Origin of the sequence: Flavobacterium sp. GT3R68 (assembly GCF_007109225.1) — a bacterium.
In the GTDB taxonomy this organism is placed as follows: Bacteria; Bacteroidota; Bacteroidia; order Flavobacteriales; family Flavobacteriaceae; genus Flavobacterium.
Genome location: NZ_VJZK01000001.1, coordinates 869,170 through 885,892 on the forward strand (window position 1 = coordinate 869,170; position 16,723 = coordinate 885,892).

General features: G+C 38.0%; 18 protein-coding genes and 1 tRNA gene. 8 read left to right on the forward strand and 11 right to left on the reverse strand.

What is annotated here, in order from left to right; genetic code table 11:
• Positions 1-50: 50 nt before the first annotated feature.
• Positions 51-533, forward strand: coding sequence for a hypothetical protein (locus tag FNW07_RS03760; RefSeq protein WP_126745277.1), 483 nt, complete (start codon positions 51-53; stop codon positions 531-533).
• A 208-nt stretch (positions 534-741) separates the two neighbouring features.
• Here the strand turns inward: FNW07_RS03760 and FNW07_RS03765 are convergent, their stop codons facing one another.
• From FNW07_RS03765 to FNW07_RS03795, 7 genes are all read right to left on the reverse strand, one after another.
• Positions 742-1,065 carry a YegP family protein gene (locus FNW07_RS03765; RefSeq protein ID WP_126745278.1) on the reverse strand — a complete coding sequence of 108 codons (324 nt, stop codon included), beginning with the start codon at positions 1,063-1,065 and terminating at the stop codon, positions 742-744.
• 144 nt (positions 1,066-1,209) lie between these two features.
• Complete coding sequence (locus FNW07_RS03770) at positions 1,210-2,976, reverse strand: DUF885 family protein (protein ID WP_126745279.1); 1,767 nt, start codon at positions 2,974-2,976, stop codon at positions 1,210-1,212.
• Between the two features lie 72 nt (positions 2,977-3,048).
• Positions 3,049-3,411, reverse strand: coding sequence for a nuclear transport factor 2 family protein (locus FNW07_RS03775; protein WP_126745280.1), 363 nt, complete (start codon positions 3,409-3,411; stop codon positions 3,049-3,051).
• An 81-nt stretch (positions 3,412-3,492) separates the two neighbouring features.
• Positions 3,493-4,401 carry a pseudouridine synthase gene (locus FNW07_RS03780; protein WP_126745281.1) on the reverse strand — a complete coding sequence of 303 codons (909 nt, stop codon included), beginning with the start codon at positions 4,399-4,401 and terminating at the stop codon, positions 3,493-3,495.
• A gap of 232 nt (positions 4,402-4,633) precedes the next feature.
• A complete protein-coding gene (locus tag FNW07_RS03785; RefSeq protein ID WP_126745282.1) occupies positions 4,634-5,587 on the reverse strand; it encodes a geranylgeranylglycerol-phosphate geranylgeranyltransferase in 954 nt (317 codons plus the stop codon).
• Positions 5,588-5,623: 36 nt separating this feature from the next.
• A complete protein-coding gene (locus FNW07_RS03790; RefSeq protein WP_126745283.1) occupies positions 5,624-6,562 on the reverse strand; it encodes a mevalonate kinase in 939 nt (312 codons plus the stop codon).
• 72 nt (positions 6,563-6,634) lie between these two features.
• Positions 6,635-7,759 (reverse strand): diphosphomevalonate/mevalonate 3,5-bisphosphate decarboxylase family protein, encoded by a 1,125-nt coding sequence (locus FNW07_RS03795; RefSeq protein ID WP_126745284.1) that lies wholly within the window; start codon positions 7,757-7,759, stop codon positions 6,635-6,637.
• A 102-nt stretch (positions 7,760-7,861) separates the two neighbouring features.
• Here FNW07_RS03795 and FNW07_RS03800 point away from each other — a divergent pair, with 102 nt between their 5' ends.
• The gene (locus FNW07_RS03800) at positions 7,862-8,341 is read left to right on the forward strand and encodes a TspO/MBR family protein (RefSeq protein ID WP_126745285.1); all 480 of its coding nucleotides are present in this window, start codon (positions 7,862-7,864) and stop codon (positions 8,339-8,341) included.
• Positions 8,342-8,371: 30 nt separating this feature from the next.
• On the opposite strand, the gene FNW07_RS03805 is transcribed toward FNW07_RS03800, so the two are convergent.
• The 4 genes from FNW07_RS03805 to FNW07_RS03820 all read right to left on the reverse strand — a co-directional run bounded on the left by FNW07_RS03805 (position 8,372) and on the right by FNW07_RS03820 (position 11,262).
• Positions 8,372-9,115 (reverse strand): hypothetical protein, encoded by a 744-nt coding sequence (locus FNW07_RS03805; protein WP_126745286.1) that lies wholly within the window; start codon positions 9,113-9,115, stop codon positions 8,372-8,374.
• 116 nt (positions 9,116-9,231) lie between these two features.
• Positions 9,232-10,440, reverse strand: a complete 1,209-nt coding sequence (locus tag FNW07_RS03810) for an NAD(P)/FAD-dependent oxidoreductase (protein WP_126745287.1) — start codon at positions 10,438-10,440, stop codon at positions 9,232-9,234.
• The gene (locus FNW07_RS03815; RefSeq protein WP_126745288.1) at positions 10,437-11,123 is read right to left on the reverse strand and encodes a glycerophosphodiester phosphodiesterase family protein; all 687 of its coding nucleotides are present in this window, start codon (positions 11,121-11,123) and stop codon (positions 10,437-10,439) included. Before FNW07_RS03815 ends, FNW07_RS03810 begins: the two co-directional genes overlap by 4 nt.
• Positions 11,124-11,189: 66 nt before the next feature.
• A tRNA-Phe gene (locus FNW07_RS03820) sits at positions 11,190-11,262 on the reverse strand.
• A 98-nt stretch (positions 11,263-11,360) separates the two neighbouring features.
• Here FNW07_RS03820 and FNW07_RS03825 point away from each other — a divergent pair.
• From FNW07_RS03825 to FNW07_RS03850, 6 genes are read left to right on the forward strand one after another with little or no spacing between them, the layout of a single operon-like run.
• The gene (locus FNW07_RS03825; protein ID WP_126743644.1) at positions 11,361-12,116 is read left to right on the forward strand and encodes a type III pantothenate kinase; all 756 of its coding nucleotides are present in this window, start codon (positions 11,361-11,363) and stop codon (positions 12,114-12,116) included.
• Positions 12,113-13,384, forward strand: coding sequence for an outer membrane protein transport protein (locus tag FNW07_RS03830; protein ID WP_126743645.1), 1,272 nt, complete (start codon positions 12,113-12,115; stop codon positions 13,382-13,384). Before FNW07_RS03825 ends, FNW07_RS03830 begins: the two co-directional genes overlap by 4 nt.
• A 14-nt stretch (positions 13,385-13,398) precedes the next feature.
• The gene (locus tag FNW07_RS03835) at positions 13,399-14,685 is read left to right on the forward strand and encodes a lipopolysaccharide assembly protein LapB (protein ID WP_126743646.1); all 1,287 of its coding nucleotides are present in this window, start codon (positions 13,399-13,401) and stop codon (positions 14,683-14,685) included.
• 1 nt (position 14,686) lies between these two features.
• Complete coding sequence (lptC, locus tag FNW07_RS03840; protein ID WP_126743647.1) at positions 14,687-15,241, forward strand: LPS export ABC transporter periplasmic protein LptC; 555 nt, start codon at positions 14,687-14,689, stop codon at positions 15,239-15,241.
• A gap of 16 nt (positions 15,242-15,257) precedes the next feature.
• Entirely contained in the window at positions 15,258-15,452 is a 195-nt protein-coding gene (locus FNW07_RS03845; protein ID WP_126743648.1) for a hypothetical protein, read from the forward strand.
• Between the two features lie 3 nt (positions 15,453-15,455).
• The gene (locus FNW07_RS03850) at positions 15,456-16,718 is read left to right on the forward strand and encodes a hemolysin family protein (protein WP_126743649.1); all 1,263 of its coding nucleotides are present in this window, start codon (positions 15,456-15,458) and stop codon (positions 16,716-16,718) included.
• The last annotated feature ends 5 nt before the right edge of the window (positions 16,719-16,723 follow it).

A 16,723-nucleotide genomic window follows, 5' to 3' on the forward strand; every position in this document is an offset into this window, starting at 1 on the left:
TGAGAGGCTTTTTTTTTGAACTATCTCCAGAATCTTATAAATGCCTTTAAATGAAATTTTTAAAATTTGCCTCCCTATTACTCTTTATCACTCTGTTACAAGGCTGTGCATCACGCTACAAAAGGATTGAGCCGGAAAAAATTGACTATGTCGCAGTAAATCCGTTTGAGAAAGTAACATTTGACTATAAATATGATTTGTTAAGCAAAAAGTATAAGAAGAAAGAAACCCGAAACAATATTAAACTAGTCGCTGTAAAAATTACTAATAAATCGAATAAAGATTTAATCTTTGGAAAAAACTTAAAAATTATATCGTCTGATAATAAGGGGATTGATATTGTTGATAATGAGACAATTTTCAAGACTTTAAGGCAGCGTCCGGCTTCTTATTTGTGGTATATGTTTATAGCAGGTTTGAATTATAATATAGGTGAACACACAACTCTATATAATCAAGATCAAAAAAACAGTTCAAATGTTTTTGGATTAATTATAGCCCGGAATTGTGGGAGGAAATATCTTAGTCGCTAATGGGGCTAATAAAAAATTTAAAAACGAATTAATTAAATATAATATAACAGGATTAACCATTAAAAAAGGGGAAACTTTGTACGGATTGATTGGCATCAATTCAGATTCGTATAAATCTTTAAAACTAAAGATAGAATAAATTGATCAAAAATTTTTTTAAAAACCCGCTCAATCGAGCGGGTTTTTTTATTTTAAAATGGTTTGAATTTTACTCTTCAATAGTTGCCGCTGGAGCATTACTTTTTACGGATTCGATTCCATTATCACGGCCTGATGCGCTTTCGTACATTTCACTATTTCCGATAACTTGTCCATTAATGGCCTTCAGATTAAAAAAATATTTCCCATTACTTGAAGTTTTCTTGTCGTATTTCGAATCATCCTGAGAGTTCTTTTTTACTGATTCAATTCCATTTTCGCAGCTGGTTTTGGTAGCATAACCTTCACTTGCTAAAATGGTTTGCCCATTGCTGGATTTTAAATTGAACTGAAACTCTCCGTTTGATCTCTTAGTAATTACAAATTTTCCCATAGTTATTATTTTGGTTAAGTTGAAAATACTAATTTAAAGAATTATTGGATATGTTCTGCAATTGGAACATAAAAAACAAGTTGTCAAATGGTTAAAGTGATTTCTTAAATAAAAAAAGCTTCCCGATTGAGAAGCTTTCTATAATTATTTACCTGTTTCGATCCAGGCATTGATTTTCTTTTCTAACAACGCCAATGGCATGACGCCGGATTCCAATACTTTCTCGTGGAATTTCCTGATATCGAATTTCGTTCCCATTTTGGCTGCTGCTTTTTTACGCAGTTCAATAATTTTTAGTTGTCCTATTTTATACGACGTTGCTTGTCCCGGAATGGCCATATAGCGCTCAATTTCCGAAATGATGCTGGCTTCGCTTTCCGCTTCATTTTCCAAAGAGTATTTTATCGCTTGTTCCCTGGTCCAGTTTTTGGTATGGATTCCGGTATCGACTACCAGACGGATTGCGCGATGCATTTCGCTGCCCAACATTCCAAAATACTGATATGGGTCTTGGTATAATCCCAATTCTTTCCCTAGACTTTCGGTGTACAAAGCCCAGCCTTCGCCATAAGCACCAAACCAGTTGAATTTCCTGAAGTCCGGTAATTGCTGGTTTTCCTGCTGCAATGAAATCTGGAAATGGTGACCCGGAATGGCTTCGTGTAAAAACAAATCCTCATCAGCATACAAGTTATAGCTTTGCACGTCCGGAATTGGAACATAAAAGATACCCGGGCGTGATCCATCAGCAGTTCCCTGAATGTATTCGGCGCTGGCAGAATTTTCCCTGAAGGCTTCGGTACGTCTGATTTCGAATTTGGTCTTTGGCTGCAAGGCGAATAATTTGTCCACATTCGGCTTGATCCGCGCATAAATGCTTTCAAAATTCGCAATGACTTCTTCCGGTTTTTGAAATGGTTTCAGTTCTTTTTTGTTTCGAACTTCGTCAAAAAAATCTTTGATAGTTCCTTTGAAACCTACCTGAGTTTTTACTTTTTCCATTTCCTCTTTCAGTCTGGCCACTTCTTTCATTCCTAATTCGTGGATTTCTTCCGGAGTCATTTGGGTTGTTGTCCATTGTTTAACGTAAGCGGCATACAATTCTTTTCCAAATGGGAAGCTGCCAATACCGCTTGTGGTTCGGCTTGCAGGCAGATATTCTTCTTTTAGGAATTGCGCCATTTTTTTGAAACGAGGTGTTAACTTCTCGTTGATGACTGCAGCGTATTTTGTGGTTAAATCTTTTTTGACAGCATCGGAAAAAGTGTCCGGCATCGTTTTGATCGTGCTGTAAAACAAATTGTCTTCCACTTTTGGAGTGATCATATCTTCAAATTCCGGAATCACTTTTAGCGTAAGCGTTTTTGGTAAAACAATTCCCTTCGCCATTCCTTTTTTCATATAAACCATTGCAGAATCCATCCAAACGGCATACGTGTCCATTCTTTTAAGGAAATTAGCATAGTCTTTTTCTGTTTTAAAAGGTTGTGCAGCAGTACCTCCGGCAAATTGCCCCATTGTTAAATGCGTACCCCAAAATTGGTGGATAGGCATTAGATTAGTCGGTTGCTTTAATAGCTCCTCTCCAACGGCAATTTCCCATTTAATGATTTCATAACTGATTTTTTCCTCATCATTTAATTTTGAAACATCAATCGCGGCAAGTTCTTCCTCGTATTTATCAAAAAAAGCTTGTTGTTTGGTGCGGAATCCATCAGTCATTTCCAGTACCAACTGATCATTGTATTGGTTCTGCCCGTTTAAGGTAGCATCTAACGGATTCAGCTGATTTTTTTCGTCAAAATAACTTTTGGTCACTCCGGCAAAATCGGGTGCTTTTTCTTCGGATTTACAGTTTACTAACAGAGTTGCCATCGAAAATGCAATGAAGAGGATTGAGATTTTTTTCATATTAAATAAAGAAATAAAGAGGGGTAAATATAAGAATTACCCGAAACAGATTTAAATAAATTTATGATATGTTTATCCGTGATAGACACGCGAAGCTATTATCCTGTTGTCTCTGACTACCAACACTTCGGCCACCAGCATATTTTCTTCCCCTTCCACTGAACGGACATATTCCATGAAAACGCGATCGCCATTGGCGGTAAGCGAAGTCACTTTATAATTTAGCGTTGGTAATCGTTCAAAGGCATCCCGCCACCATTCGCGCATGGCCTGTTTTCCTATAACCAAACCGTTGGTTTCCGGCTGGCGGATTTTTAATTTAGGGCTGAAATGTTCCGCCTCGTCATCATACAAAGACAAAAGTTGTTCTAAATTATGATTATTGAACGCATCAAACCATTTGAAAGCAATAGATTGTAATTTTTCCGGAGTCATATTTTATTTTTAAAATGAAAAATTCCTGCTGTAAATGGAAGCAGGAATTTTATTAATTGATTTACTGTTACAATAACAATATTACATATTTTTCAAGTTGATAATCTCTTGTTCAGTCAACATTCTCCAGTTTCCTCGAGGCAGGTTTTTCTTGGTTAGACCCGCAAAGGCAACTCGGTCAATTCGCAAGACATCATACTTGAAGTGTTCGAAAATAGCCCGTACCACCTTCACATTCGAAGATTTTAACTTCAGTCCAATCTCGCTTTTCGCTTCATTTTCGATGTAACTTACTTCCTCGATATACACGCGGTGACCATCTAGAACAAGTCCTTTGCTGATTTTTTCCAAGTCTTCAAATTTCAGATTTTTATCCAGCGAAACTTGGTAGATTTTAGATGACTTCTGATTTGGCAAAGCAAATTTACGAATCATATCGGTATCATTCGTAAACAATAACAGACCTGTAGTGTTCTTGTCCATCCTTCCTACTGCTCCAATTTTTGAAGTCGTAGAACCTTTTACCAATTCCAACACATTACGGAATTCCTGACCTTCGTCAAGAGCAGTCGTAAAGTTTTTAGGCTTGTTCAGTAAGATATATTCCTTTTTCTCCGGAATCAAAGTAGCGCCGTCAAAATTCACGACATCACCCGGTTTTACCATATAGCCCATTTCCGTCACCGGAATTCCGTTCACTTTTACGTTACCGGATTGGATGTAAATATCAGCATCACGACGCGAACACGCGCCAGAATTAGCAATGTATTTGTTCAGACGGATTTCGTCTTTTACTTTGGGTCTCTTAGGAGCCTGATTTGGCTTTTTCTCTACTTTATCAGTAGCAACTTCTGCAACTTTAGTGGTCGTCTTTACTTTTTTAGGCCCTTGTGCCCTTTTTTGCATCGCAGGTTTTGGCTTATTAGAACTTGGTCTTGAGCTATTTGCTCTTGCTCCCGTTCCTTTATTATTGCCTTGCTTATTATTCATATTAATCCATAATTTGTGCAAAGATAGTATTTAAATAGTTGAGAATCAACAATTGAGCATTATTAAACGGTAACTTCTACAGAATAAGCGAATTACCCTCAGTCGAAAGTTTATTTTTAGGAGCAATTCCCGCTGTTAGCTTTATCCACGCAAAAAAGCGTGGGATACCGCCGCCATCGGGGCTAGACTATTCGCGATATTTGGAAATGAGCAGGAAATTTTAGGCAGAATCTTATAACAGGGAGATTAAATGGCTGTGTCCGGTAAATGCCGTTAACAACAGTTTTCGCCCATGCCACAACACTGATGGGTCGATCAGTACAATAGAAAATACACCGGTAACAATGAGAAGTTTCAATACGTTATGAAGCAATAAAAACTGTGGCTTCGAATCGGATTTCCATAAGTAAATGAGGAAAAATATCAGGATGATCATGCAGACATAAAAATAAATATCCATATAGCCGACATCATAAATGTCAATCAATACGTATACCGGAAGGACAGTAAAGACCGTCAATGCCGTGATGACTTTTTTGGAAGTGTTTTCACCGTAAAGAATCGGAATGGTCTGGTAATCATTTGCCAAATCTCCTTTAATGTTTTCCAAATCCTTGATCATTTCCCTAATCAATAACAATAGATACAGGAAGATAGCATGGGAGAAAATAACTTCGTATAAATTTTTATAATACAAAAGAATAGCAAAAAAAGGCAATACTGCCATAAAAGCAGCCATCAGGTTCCCTATAATTGGGTATTTTTTGACCTTGTGGGAATAAAACCAAATCAGGAAAATGTAAACTGAGAAAAACAATACGGCACGCCAGGAAACAAAAAAGGATAAAAACGCGACGACGAAATTCAACCCGAAATACACATACAATTTCGTGCTCTGTCTTACCAGACGATCCAGCATCGATTTTTCCGGGCGGTTAATCAGGTCTTTTTTGCTGTCGTAAAAACTATTGATGATATAGCCCGACGCAATGGTTAACGAGGAAGCCAAAACGATAATAAAAAGATTGAAATCCAATAATACGGTCAATGCCCTTTTCTCCGGTGCGAGAATAAATATCGCCGAAAGATATTGGGCCAGTACGATAATAGGAATATTGTAACCTCTCACAACAGAGAACAAACTGACAATTTTCATTAGTAAAAGCTTGTTCTTTCTGCTTAACATTGTAGAAGCGCGATTTTTATTTGGGTTAACGAATAGTTAAAACTGGTAAACCACTTCCAGTTTATAATCTTTCAGGGATACGCGGGCTTTGTCAATGTCTTGCGTAAAGCCAAGTATATAACCGCCGCCCCCGGAACCGCATAATTTGAGGTAGTAATCATTGGTGTCAATTCCTTTCTGCCAAATTCCGTGAAATTGTTCCGGAATCATCGGTTTGAAATTATTCAGAACAACTTTGGATAATTGTTTAGTGTTTTCGAAAAGTGATTTCATGTCTCCGCCAAGGAAATTCTCCACACAGGCATCAGTGTATTTTACGAATTGGTTTTTTAACATCGCACGGAAACCTTTATCTTTCAGGTTTTCCATGAAAATATTCACCATCGGAGCGGTTTCGCCCACAATACCCGAATCCAATAAAAATACTGCGCCTTTTCCATCAAAACTTTGTGTCGGAATTCCGGTAGCTTCAATATTGTCTTTCGAATTAATCAGGATTGGAATGCTCAAATAGCTGTTCAATGGGTCCAAACCGGAGCTTTTTCCATGGAAAAACGATTCCATTTGAGAGAAAATTGTTTTTAGTAACAGCAATTTTTCACGGGTCAGGTTCTCTAAAACCGTGATTTTATTCTGGGCATATTTGTCATAAATGGCCGCAACCAAAGCACCACTGCTGCCTACACCATAGCCTTGTGGAATACTGGAATCAAAATACATTCCGGACGTCACATCTTTTTTCAGCGTAGCCAAATCAAACGTTACCAATCCCGGCTGTTCGCTTTGCAGATTCTCCAGATAAGAGACAAAACGCTGCAGGTTTGCATTCGATTTTACCGCTTCTTCAGAAGTATTGACGTCTGTTTTCAATGCACCGTTATAGAAATTATAAGGGATAGAGAGTCCTTTGGAATCACGAATAATTCCGTATTCTCCGAAGAGTAATATTTTTGAATAAAATGAGGGGCCTTTCATAATGTAGTTGACTGTTATAGGTTAACGGTTAACATTGATTTTTATTGGACTAAAGGTACAACAAAAAACCATCTATTTTGAGTCATGGATTAAAGTTGCTCCGCTGCCAATTTCGTCACAAATATATTGCGAGTTTTGACAATAGCCAACTAATTCACTCTTAATAAATTGCAAAACTTTTTCTTTCGTATTCTCCGGATATAGAACATGCACATTCGCGCCCGCATCCAATGTAAAACAAACCGGAATACCGGTATCACTTCGGAATTTCCAGATGGCGTTGATGATTTCCAGCGTATTGGGTTTCATAAGAATAAAGTACGGAAGTGAGGTCATCATCATCGCATGAAGGGTTAGTGCTTCGCTTTCGACAATTTTTATGAATTCCTGCAAGTCTCCGCTTTCGAATACGGTAATGAGTTTCGCCAGATTTTCATGAGCCTGATCAAAACGCCTTTCGGCAAAAGGATGGTCGTGCATCAGATCATGTCCGACGGTACTGGAAACCTGTTTTTCGCCTTTGTCCACCAGCAAAATGGTATCCTGATAGTTTTTGAAATTAGCATGAACCGGCTTTTGGAATTCAACACCAAACAAATCGGAGCTTCCTGCAATACCGGGATGATTTCCCCAGACTACGACACTGCCTTTTACACTTCTGCAGGCACTTCCGGAACCCAAACGGGCCAGAAAAGAGGCTTTTTGAAAGAAATACGCTGAAGTCATTCCCGGATTCAGTTCTTTTTCCAGACTCATCAGGTTCATCGCCAAAGCGGCCATCCCGGAAGCCGATGATGCAATTCCGGAGCTGTGTGGAAACGTATTTTTGGTATCAATCGTAAAATGATAGTCTTTCAGGAAAGGCATATAAACAAAAATGCGTTCCAGGAATTTCTGGATTTTCGGTTTGAAATCTTGCTTTGGTTTTCCCTCAAATAACAAATCGAATGAGAAATCTCCATCGTTTGCTTTTTTGGCGAAAGCCAATGCAGTAATGGTTTTACAGCTGTTCAAAGTGAAACTTACCGAAGGATTGGCCGGAATCTGCTTCGCCTGTTCGCCTGTTAGGCTCGGGTGATTCTCCTTTTTCCCCCAATATTTGACCAATGCAATGTTGCTTGGCGCGCTCCATCTGAAACTGCCTTTTTCAACCGAATGCGTATATTTTGATGGAATAAAATCGTTTGCTGAAATCATGAACTGAAAAATTTAAGCAAAGATACTTTTTTGATTTATACGTTGATTTGTTTATTTGTAGAAATGTTCGCCCGATTTGATTAAATTTGGCAAAAAATTGAAATGAATAAATTCAAACGCATCCTGGTTGTTGTCGCAACATGTCTTGCTCTTGGCTATTTCTCCGGATTGGTCACACAATCCAGTATCGAAACCTGGTATCCGACTTTGCTAAAACCAAGCTTCAATCCGCCAAATTGGATTTTTGCTCCCGTTTGGTCGATGTTGTATATTATGATGGGAATCGCGGCAGGGTTAGTTTGGAACCGCGTGGAATTTGAAAAAGAGACCGTAAAAAAAGCTTTGGTTCTTTTCGCAATACAATTGGCACTGAATGCGTTGTGGTCCATTTTGTTTTTCGGATTGAAAAACCCGTTGTTGGCCTTGATCGAAATTGTTTTATTGTGGCTGATGATTTATGAAACCTACCTCAAATTTTCCAAAATCGATAAAATCGCAAGTTACCTGATGCTGCCGTATTTGGCCTGGGTCAGTTTCGCAGCTGTTTTGAATGCGAGTCTTTGGTGGCTGAATAAAGGATAGTGTCTGGAGTTTCAAAAGCTGTGTTATTTTTTAAATTCTTTGTAGTTTTTTGAATTCAATGTTCTTGTCATATAAAAAATCCATCATGATGAGTTCGTTGTAATTTTCACTAAGTATTTTCGATTTTGGATCTGCCTCACAAAATTGAAGGAACAACTCTATTTCATGTGGTTGTAGCTTCAGGTTTTCAACATAAAACTTTTCATAGGAAGTGCTTCTTGCCAATTCTTTAAATTCAATTTGGGGCAATTTGGTGTTGGTTGGTTCTTTTTTTAAAAGTCCAAAAAGTCTTTTACCTATCAGCGCCAAATTTAATCCTTTGTTTATACTGCCATCATAAACTCCTGGAATTTTTAATGTGTTTTCAGTTCTTTCTGCAGCGATTTCATCTCTCTTGGCTAGTTCCCATGCGGTATCTAATTTCCAATCAATATTTGGAGTTTGTGTAATTATAATTTCCTTCAATTCTTCGGGTTTTTTAACCATTGAAATTGATATATTTTTGAACGCAATATCGGTGGGGCTTAATTTGATTCTTTTTAAATAATATTCTTTTCTAAAAAAAATAATGCTGTCATTGATTTTGGCTGCTAGTATAAACTCGCCTTTCACATCCGTAGTAGTACTTTTTTGGTTAGTTATATTGACTACATCGACATTTTGCAGTAACGAATTTTCGAACATGACTTTGCCTCTGAGTGTTTTTTCGTTTTGCGAGTAAGCAGATTGAAGAACAAAAAATAGAATGCAGGCAAAAAAGTAGTTTTTAATCATTCGTAATATTTTGATTACAAACTTATTCAAACCATTCTATGAAAGTGAAATCAGAATAATAAATTCATGTTAATCAAAAACTAAAGTTTTCTTAACTAAAGCTTTGCAGTTTTGGTCTAAATGGCATTCGCCAGGATAAAACCGCTGGTCCACGCATTTTGGAAATTAAACCCACCGGTAATGGCATCAATGTTCACGATTTCACCAGCAAAATAGAGATTTTCATGCAGCTTGCTTTGCATCGTCTTAAAGTTGATTTCCTTAAGATCAATTCCGCCCGCGGTCACAAATTCTTCCTTAAAAGTGCTTTTTCCGTTTACCTGAAAACTGGCATTTGTAAGTTGGCTGCTCAAATTCTGCAGTTGGATTTTGGATAAATCGGCCCATTTGGTTTCGCTTTCAATTCCGGAGGCAAGCACCAGGCTTTCCCAAAGCCGGTTAGGGAAATCAAAAGGCGATTTTTTGGAAACCGCTTTTTTGGAGTGTTCCTGTTTTAATTCCTTGAGAATTTTTTCGGCATCTTCGGCATCGACATCATTGAGCCAATTGACGAAAATGGTAAACTGGTAATTCTTTTCATATAAAATCCGTGCCCCCCAAGCGGATAATTTCAGGATGGCCGGTCCGCTCATTCCCCAATGGGTAATCAATAGTGGTCCCGTTGAAATGAGTTTGGTGTCTTTCACTTTTACCGTTACCTGTGCAGCCACGCCCGGTAATTCTTTTATTCTGGAATCTTTAATATTGAAGGTAAACAACGATGGGACCGGACTGACAATTGCATGGCCGAATTCCTGCAGTGTTTCCCACATTTTAGGGTTGCTTCCGGTAGCCAGGATTAATTTTTCAGTAAGATAGGTTTCGCTCGGGGTTTCGATTTTCCAGAAGTCGTCCTTTTTGAAAATCGACTGCACACTTTGACCCGTCAAAACTGAGATTCCCAATTTTTGTGTCGCTTTTAGAAAGCAATCAATAATCGTTTGGGACGAATTCGAAACCGGGAACATTCTGCCGTCGTCCTCAATTTTGAGTTCCACACCATGTTTTTCAAACCATTCGATGGTATCTCCCGAACAAAATTGGTGAAACGGTCCGCGAAGTTCTTTTTCCCCGCGAGGGTAATACTTAATCAACTCATCAGGTTCAAAACAGGCGTGAGTGACATTGCATCTCCCGCCTCCGGAAATGCGCACTTTCGTCAGGACTTCTTTGCCTCGTTCTAAAATAGCGACTTTTAGCTTCGGATTTTTTTCCACAATATTAATCGCGGTAAAAAATCCGGCAGCACCTCCGCCTACAATAATGATGTCGTAATTCTGGTTCATATTCGGTCTGGGAAATCGGAAATGATTCCGGTAACTTGGAATGATTTTATTTTTTGGATGTCTTCGGGCTCATTGACGGTCCAGGCAAATACCTGAAAACCTTGTTCCAGCATTTCGGCAGTTTTATTTTCGGACAACAAATGATAATAGGAATGGATAGACTGCGCCTGAATAAATTTGGTGAAAGCAAAAGCAAGATCGAGATCGTAATTGGCCAGAACACCCAAGGGAATTTTAGGATTCGCGAGATGGATATCCATCAGCATGAGCCAGTCGAAGCTGGATACTAAAAAAGTATCATAACTCCAATTTTTCTCATTGACATAATATTCGATTAAATCTTCTACGGGTTTGGCAGTTCCGGCTCCTTTGAGTTCAATATTGATCAGGCATTTTTGCTCAATATGCTCGAAAACTTCGGTTAAAGTCGGGATATGATGTTCATGATTGATTCGCAACGCCTTTATTTCGTCCAAAGTCAAATCGTTCACAGAACCTTCCCCGTTTGTGGTACGATCAACAGTGTGGTCATGAATAACGATGATATGGCCGGTCTTGCACAAGTGAACATCCAGCTCGATACCGTCAACAGTCATCTCGAGCGCTTTCTGGAAAGCTACCAAAGTGTTCTCGGGAGCATAGGCTTTGGCTCCACGATGAGCAATGTTGAGGATTTTGTTCATTGTTTTTGCAATTGTATACAAAGGTAGTAAAAAACAAAAAACCCGAATATTGCTATTCGGGTTTTGTGGTACCTCCAGGGATCGAACCAGGGACACATGGATTTTCAGTCCATTGCTCTACCATCTGAGCTAAGGTACCTTGCTTGATGCGGGTGCAAATATAGGATGATTTTTAATTTATCCAAAACAAATTTTAAAAAAAATCAATTCGTACCTTCGCATGACAAAATATAAATTATGCTTTTAGCGGTTGATGTCGGGAATACCAGAATTAAAGTAGCTGTTTTTGAGGACGGTACCCTTTTGGAGCGTTTTGTTTTTCTGGGAGATGAGCTTCCGAAAAATATTTTAAATATTTTAAATAAGTATAAAAACATCTCCGATTTGGTGGTGGCTTCGGTTGGAAATGTCGAGAAATCGCAGTTTTTATGTTTTGAAAATACCCTGAAAACCCACTTTATAACCCATGAAACCCATTTTCCGTTCCAAAACCGATATGCTACACCACTCACATTAGGGATTGATCGCATGGTATTGGCCAGCGGTGCCGTTCTCCAATTCCCAAATCAGAACCGTCTTGTTATCGATGCAGGTACCTGTGTGACATATGATTTTATTGACAAAGAGAATAATTATATAGGCGGGGCGATTTCTCCCGGAATCCGGCTTAGATATGAATCGTTACATAATTATACGGCGAAGTTACCGTTATTGTCTTTGGAAGAATATAATGTGGATAATGAATCCAAAAATCTAAATTTCATTGGGAATACTACCCAACGTTCCATCCATTCGGGAGTAATCAACGGAATTGTAAATGAAATTGACGGATGTATCAATCAGTATCGGGAACAATATTCAAATTTTATAATAATTTTAACGGGCGGCGATGCAGAATTTTTGGCTAAACGATTAAAAAATACCATATTTGCCAATTCAAATTTTCTACTGGAGAGTTTGAACCAAACTTTTCAATTTAAAAATCAAAAATGATTAAAAAATTCATATTACCTATCTGTTTCTTTTTTACTTTAATTTCTTTCGCTCAGGAAGGTACTTCGTCTCCTTATTCTTTTTATGGGATTGGTGATGTAAAATTTAAAGGTACTGCTGAAAACCGTGCCATGGGCGGATTAACCATTTTTCCAGATAGTATTCACCTTAATTTTCAAAATCCAGCATCCTATCCAACTTTAAAATTAACGACTTTCACTATCGGAGGAAGTTATCTGACCACAAAACTGAAAACGGATAGCCAGGAACAAAAAGCCAGAAGAACCACGATGGATTATTTAGCGTTGGGACTTCCATTAGGTAAGTTCGGTGCTGCTTTCGGCCTGATGCCTTATTCTTCTGTTGGATATAGAATACAAAGGACGGAAAAAGTAAACGCTCAGCTAACCGAGTATAGAAAATATAACGGAACCGGAGGTTTGAATAAAGCATTTTTGGGTTTAGGATATGCCATTACTCCTAATCTTAGTATCGGGGCAGATGTCAGTTATAACTTTGGAAAAATAGAGACCAAAACCCTTCTTTTTGCAGCGCAGGACAGTGTATCTGTTCAGTACGGTTCCAGGGAAAAGAATTTGTCTGATATCAGTGGTGTTACTTTTAATACCGGGTTGATGTACCATACTAAAATAAACAATAAAATTTCCTTATACGGAAGTTTGACGTACTCTCCGGAGAGCAATCTAAAATCAAAAAACCAACGTGATATTACAACAATTCAGTATGTGGCTTCTAACGGAGGTGAATTTGATGTTGATAATATTTCTGTAGCGGTTGAAAATACAACGATCAAATTACCTGCCAAATTTTCTTTCGGGGCTGGAATCGGGGATTCTAAAAAATGGATGATCGGAACCGAAATTACCGTCCAGAAAAGCAGCAATTTTGGTAACAGATTCAACGATATAGACGATGTAAAGTTCGAAAATGCCACCAAATTTAGCGTCGGTGGGCGTTTTACGCCAAATTTTAATTCCTATACCAATTATTTAGACAAAATCACATATAGAGCAGGTGTGCGATATGAAAATACCGGCATGATTAAAGAGGAACAGTCCATTAAAGATACTGCATTAACATTAGGATTAGGTTTGCCTTTACCAGGAGCATTTTCTAATATTAATGTTGGTTTTGAATTTGGACAAAGAGGAACTACTAAAGCGGGTCTTGTTCAGGAAAATTATGCCAATATCAGCATTGGCCTTTCATTAAATGACAAATGGTTTGTGAAGAAACTGTATAACTAATACCAGTTAATGCGATGAAAACTAAAATCACTTTTATAGGTATTGCGTTCTTTAGTTTTTTTATCACTGCACACGCACAAGATAGTGGCTGTACTGAAAAGGTGATGCGTTATAATGATTTGGTGAAGGCAAATGAATGGAACGCTGCCTTTTTGCCTTGGTCAGAAGTAAGAATGATGTGTCCATCATTCGACGAAACTATTTATACGACAGGATCAAAAATCCTTCAATACAAAATTGACAATGCCGCTACTGCGGATGAGAAAGAGATAATCATTCGGGACTTATTGAAGTTATACGATCAATACGATAAGAATTTTCCAAAAAACAATAACGGGAATGTTATAAACAAGGCAATGGCTTTGTATGATGCCAAAATTGGAACTCCTAATGAAATCTATGCTTTACTGGATAGCGCTTTCAAAAAATATCCGGAAAACTTTACGAATCCTAGTGCCTTATATGTGTACTTTGATTTGTTTTACAAGCAATTTACCGAAGGAACGAACGGAATTCAGGTGGATGATATTCTTGCCCGGCGTGATGCTGTTTTCTCGAGAATTGCGGTTGCTTCAAAAGATCAAACAGCTGATAAAAGAGCATACAGAAGAGTGTCGGAAGGAATTGATGCTTTAATTTCCGGCGTCGCTAACTGTGAAAAATTGATTCCATATTATCAAAAAACTTTTGAATCAAAAAAAGCTGATGTAGTTTGGCTTGAGGGTGCAACTGCCTATTTAGTAAGTAAAAAATGTACTTCTGACAGTTTGTTTATAAAACTTGCCACCGAATTGCACCAGGTTAATCCGACATCCAAATCAGCGTACTACCTTGGATTGTCAGCATTGAAAAACAAAAAACAAAAAGAAGCCATTGTTTACTTCAGCCAATCGGCGGAATTAAGTACTAGTACTTCAGAAAAAGCAAAAACCTATTTTATGGCCGCGTCTTTGTTGAATAATAGCAATAAATCTGAAGCTCGTGATATGGCCAGAAAAGCAATTTTGGCAGATCCGTCTTTGGGTGAAGCATATCTGTTAATTGCCCGATTATATGCCAAAAGCGGAAGCGAGTGCGGAGAAAATGCTTTCGATAAAAAAGCAATTAACTTTCTGGCAGCAGAAACCGCACGAAAAGCAGGTGAGGTGGCGCCTTTTTTGAAAGCTACGGCTAATATGCAGGCCGATGGGTATCTTAAAAATGCTCCATCCAGGGCTGAAATCAAAGAAGCTAAAAAATCGGGGAAAAACATTGTGTTCAATTGCTGGATAAACGAATCCGTGAGGGTTCCAAAATTATAGTATGACGATAAAAAAACGTAAAGTAATTTTTGGTGTTGCTGCTGCTTTTTTTTTGGCGGCCTTGCTGTCGTGCGAAAGTAATTTTAAGGAAGTCCAAAAAATTAATTTTTCAGAATTTACTCCCAGTGGAGAAGCGGAGGGTTTTAATTTAAAATATACGGATTCCGGCAGGATCAAATCGATTTTAATCAGTCCTAAAATGATGGATTATGCGACAGTGGAATTTCCATTTACCGAATTTCCGGAAGGTATCTATGTTACTTTTTTTGATGTAAAAGGGAAAAAGAGTTTTGTCACTGCTAAATATGCCGTAAGTTACAAAGGCACCGATGTGATTGATTTGCAGGGTCAGGTGAAAATCAGCAATGAAACCGGACAAAGCCTCGAAACGGAGCAGTTGTATTTCGATCAGAAAAACGAATGGTTTTATACTGAAAAAAAGTTTAAATTTACAGATCCAAAAGGTGTATCCTACGGTGAGGGAATCGATTTCAGTAAAGATTTCAAAATTGTAAATTCTCAGAAAATTTCTGGGGAAATTGATCAGGCAGAATAATTTTTAAAATAAAACAATGAGTTATCTTAAATATACCCCATACGCATACCTCCTTTTTGCGGTAATTTTCATTTTTGACGGAATCAGCAAATTAAATGCGGGTAATGACACCCCATGGCTCAGCTTCATGATTGCCGGGCTTGGTGTTTTTATGTTCTTCTTCCGCAGGAATTACTTCAAAAAAATAGAAAACAGAAATCCGAAAAAGTAAGCCATGGAAATTAGTATTATAATCACCTGTTTAATACTATCGGCTTTCTTCTCAGGAATGGAAATTGCTTTCATTTCTTCAAATAAAATCTATCTTGAGATTGAGAAAAAACAAGATAGTTTTCCTTCTAGGATTTTAACCCGGCTTACCGAAAAACCATCTCACTTTATCGCAACCATGCTCATTGGCAATAGTCTGGCGTTGATTATTTACGGGTTTTTTATGGGCGACCTGATAGTGGAATGGATTGCTTCCTCCGGGTACCATTTTTCTAATGGCTCAACACTGTTACTACAGATTTTTATTGGTTCTTTTTTCGCTATTTTCACCGCGGAATTCCTGCCCAAGGTTTTTTTTCAAATTTACGCTAACTGTTTAATCAAAGTTTTTGCGGTGCCGGCCTATTGTTTCTACCTGCTCTTCTATTATGTTGCCACTTTTATCATTTGGATTTCCGACGTGATTTTAAGGAATATCTTCAAATCCCCAAGCGACGAGGCTCCCATTTTTTTTAGTAAATCCGAACTAGGGAATTACATAACGGAACAGATGAAAGCCGTTGAGGATTATGAAATCGTAGATTCGGAAATTCAGATCTTTCAAAATGCATTGGAGTTTTCCGGAGTAAGGGCGCGGGATATTATGACACCGAGAACCGAAATTTCTGCTGTTGAAATCGAGGATTCCGTGGACAATCTGAGAGACATGTTCATTCGGACCGGATATTCAAAAATGTTGGTATTCCAGGATTCACTGGATGATATGATTGGTTATGTTCATTCCTTCGAATTGTTCAAAAAGCCGAAATCAATAAAAAAAGCCCTTATCCCGGTTGAATTTGTGCCCGAAACGATATTCATAAAGGAAGTGCTCAACCAATTGATAAAAACACGAAAAAGTATTGCGGTGGTTTTAGACGAACACGGTGGAACTGCCGGGATTATCAGTATTGAAGATATTGTCGAAGAACTGTTTGGCGAAATCGAGGACGAGCACGATTCGGAAGAAACAGCACTTACGGAAAAAGAAATAGAAGAAGGCATATTTTTATTTTCAGCAAGACTCAACGTGGAGTATCTGAACCAAACTTATAAATTAGCTATTCCAGAAAGCGATTCATATGGAACATTGGGGGGTTTTATAATGGATTTCACCAAAGAAATACCTCAAAAAGGCATGGAGCTTGCCATCGGCGATTACCTTTTTTACATTGAGGAAGCCACGAACAAGAAGATCGAATTAGTTAAAATGACAATGAGAAATTAATTTTT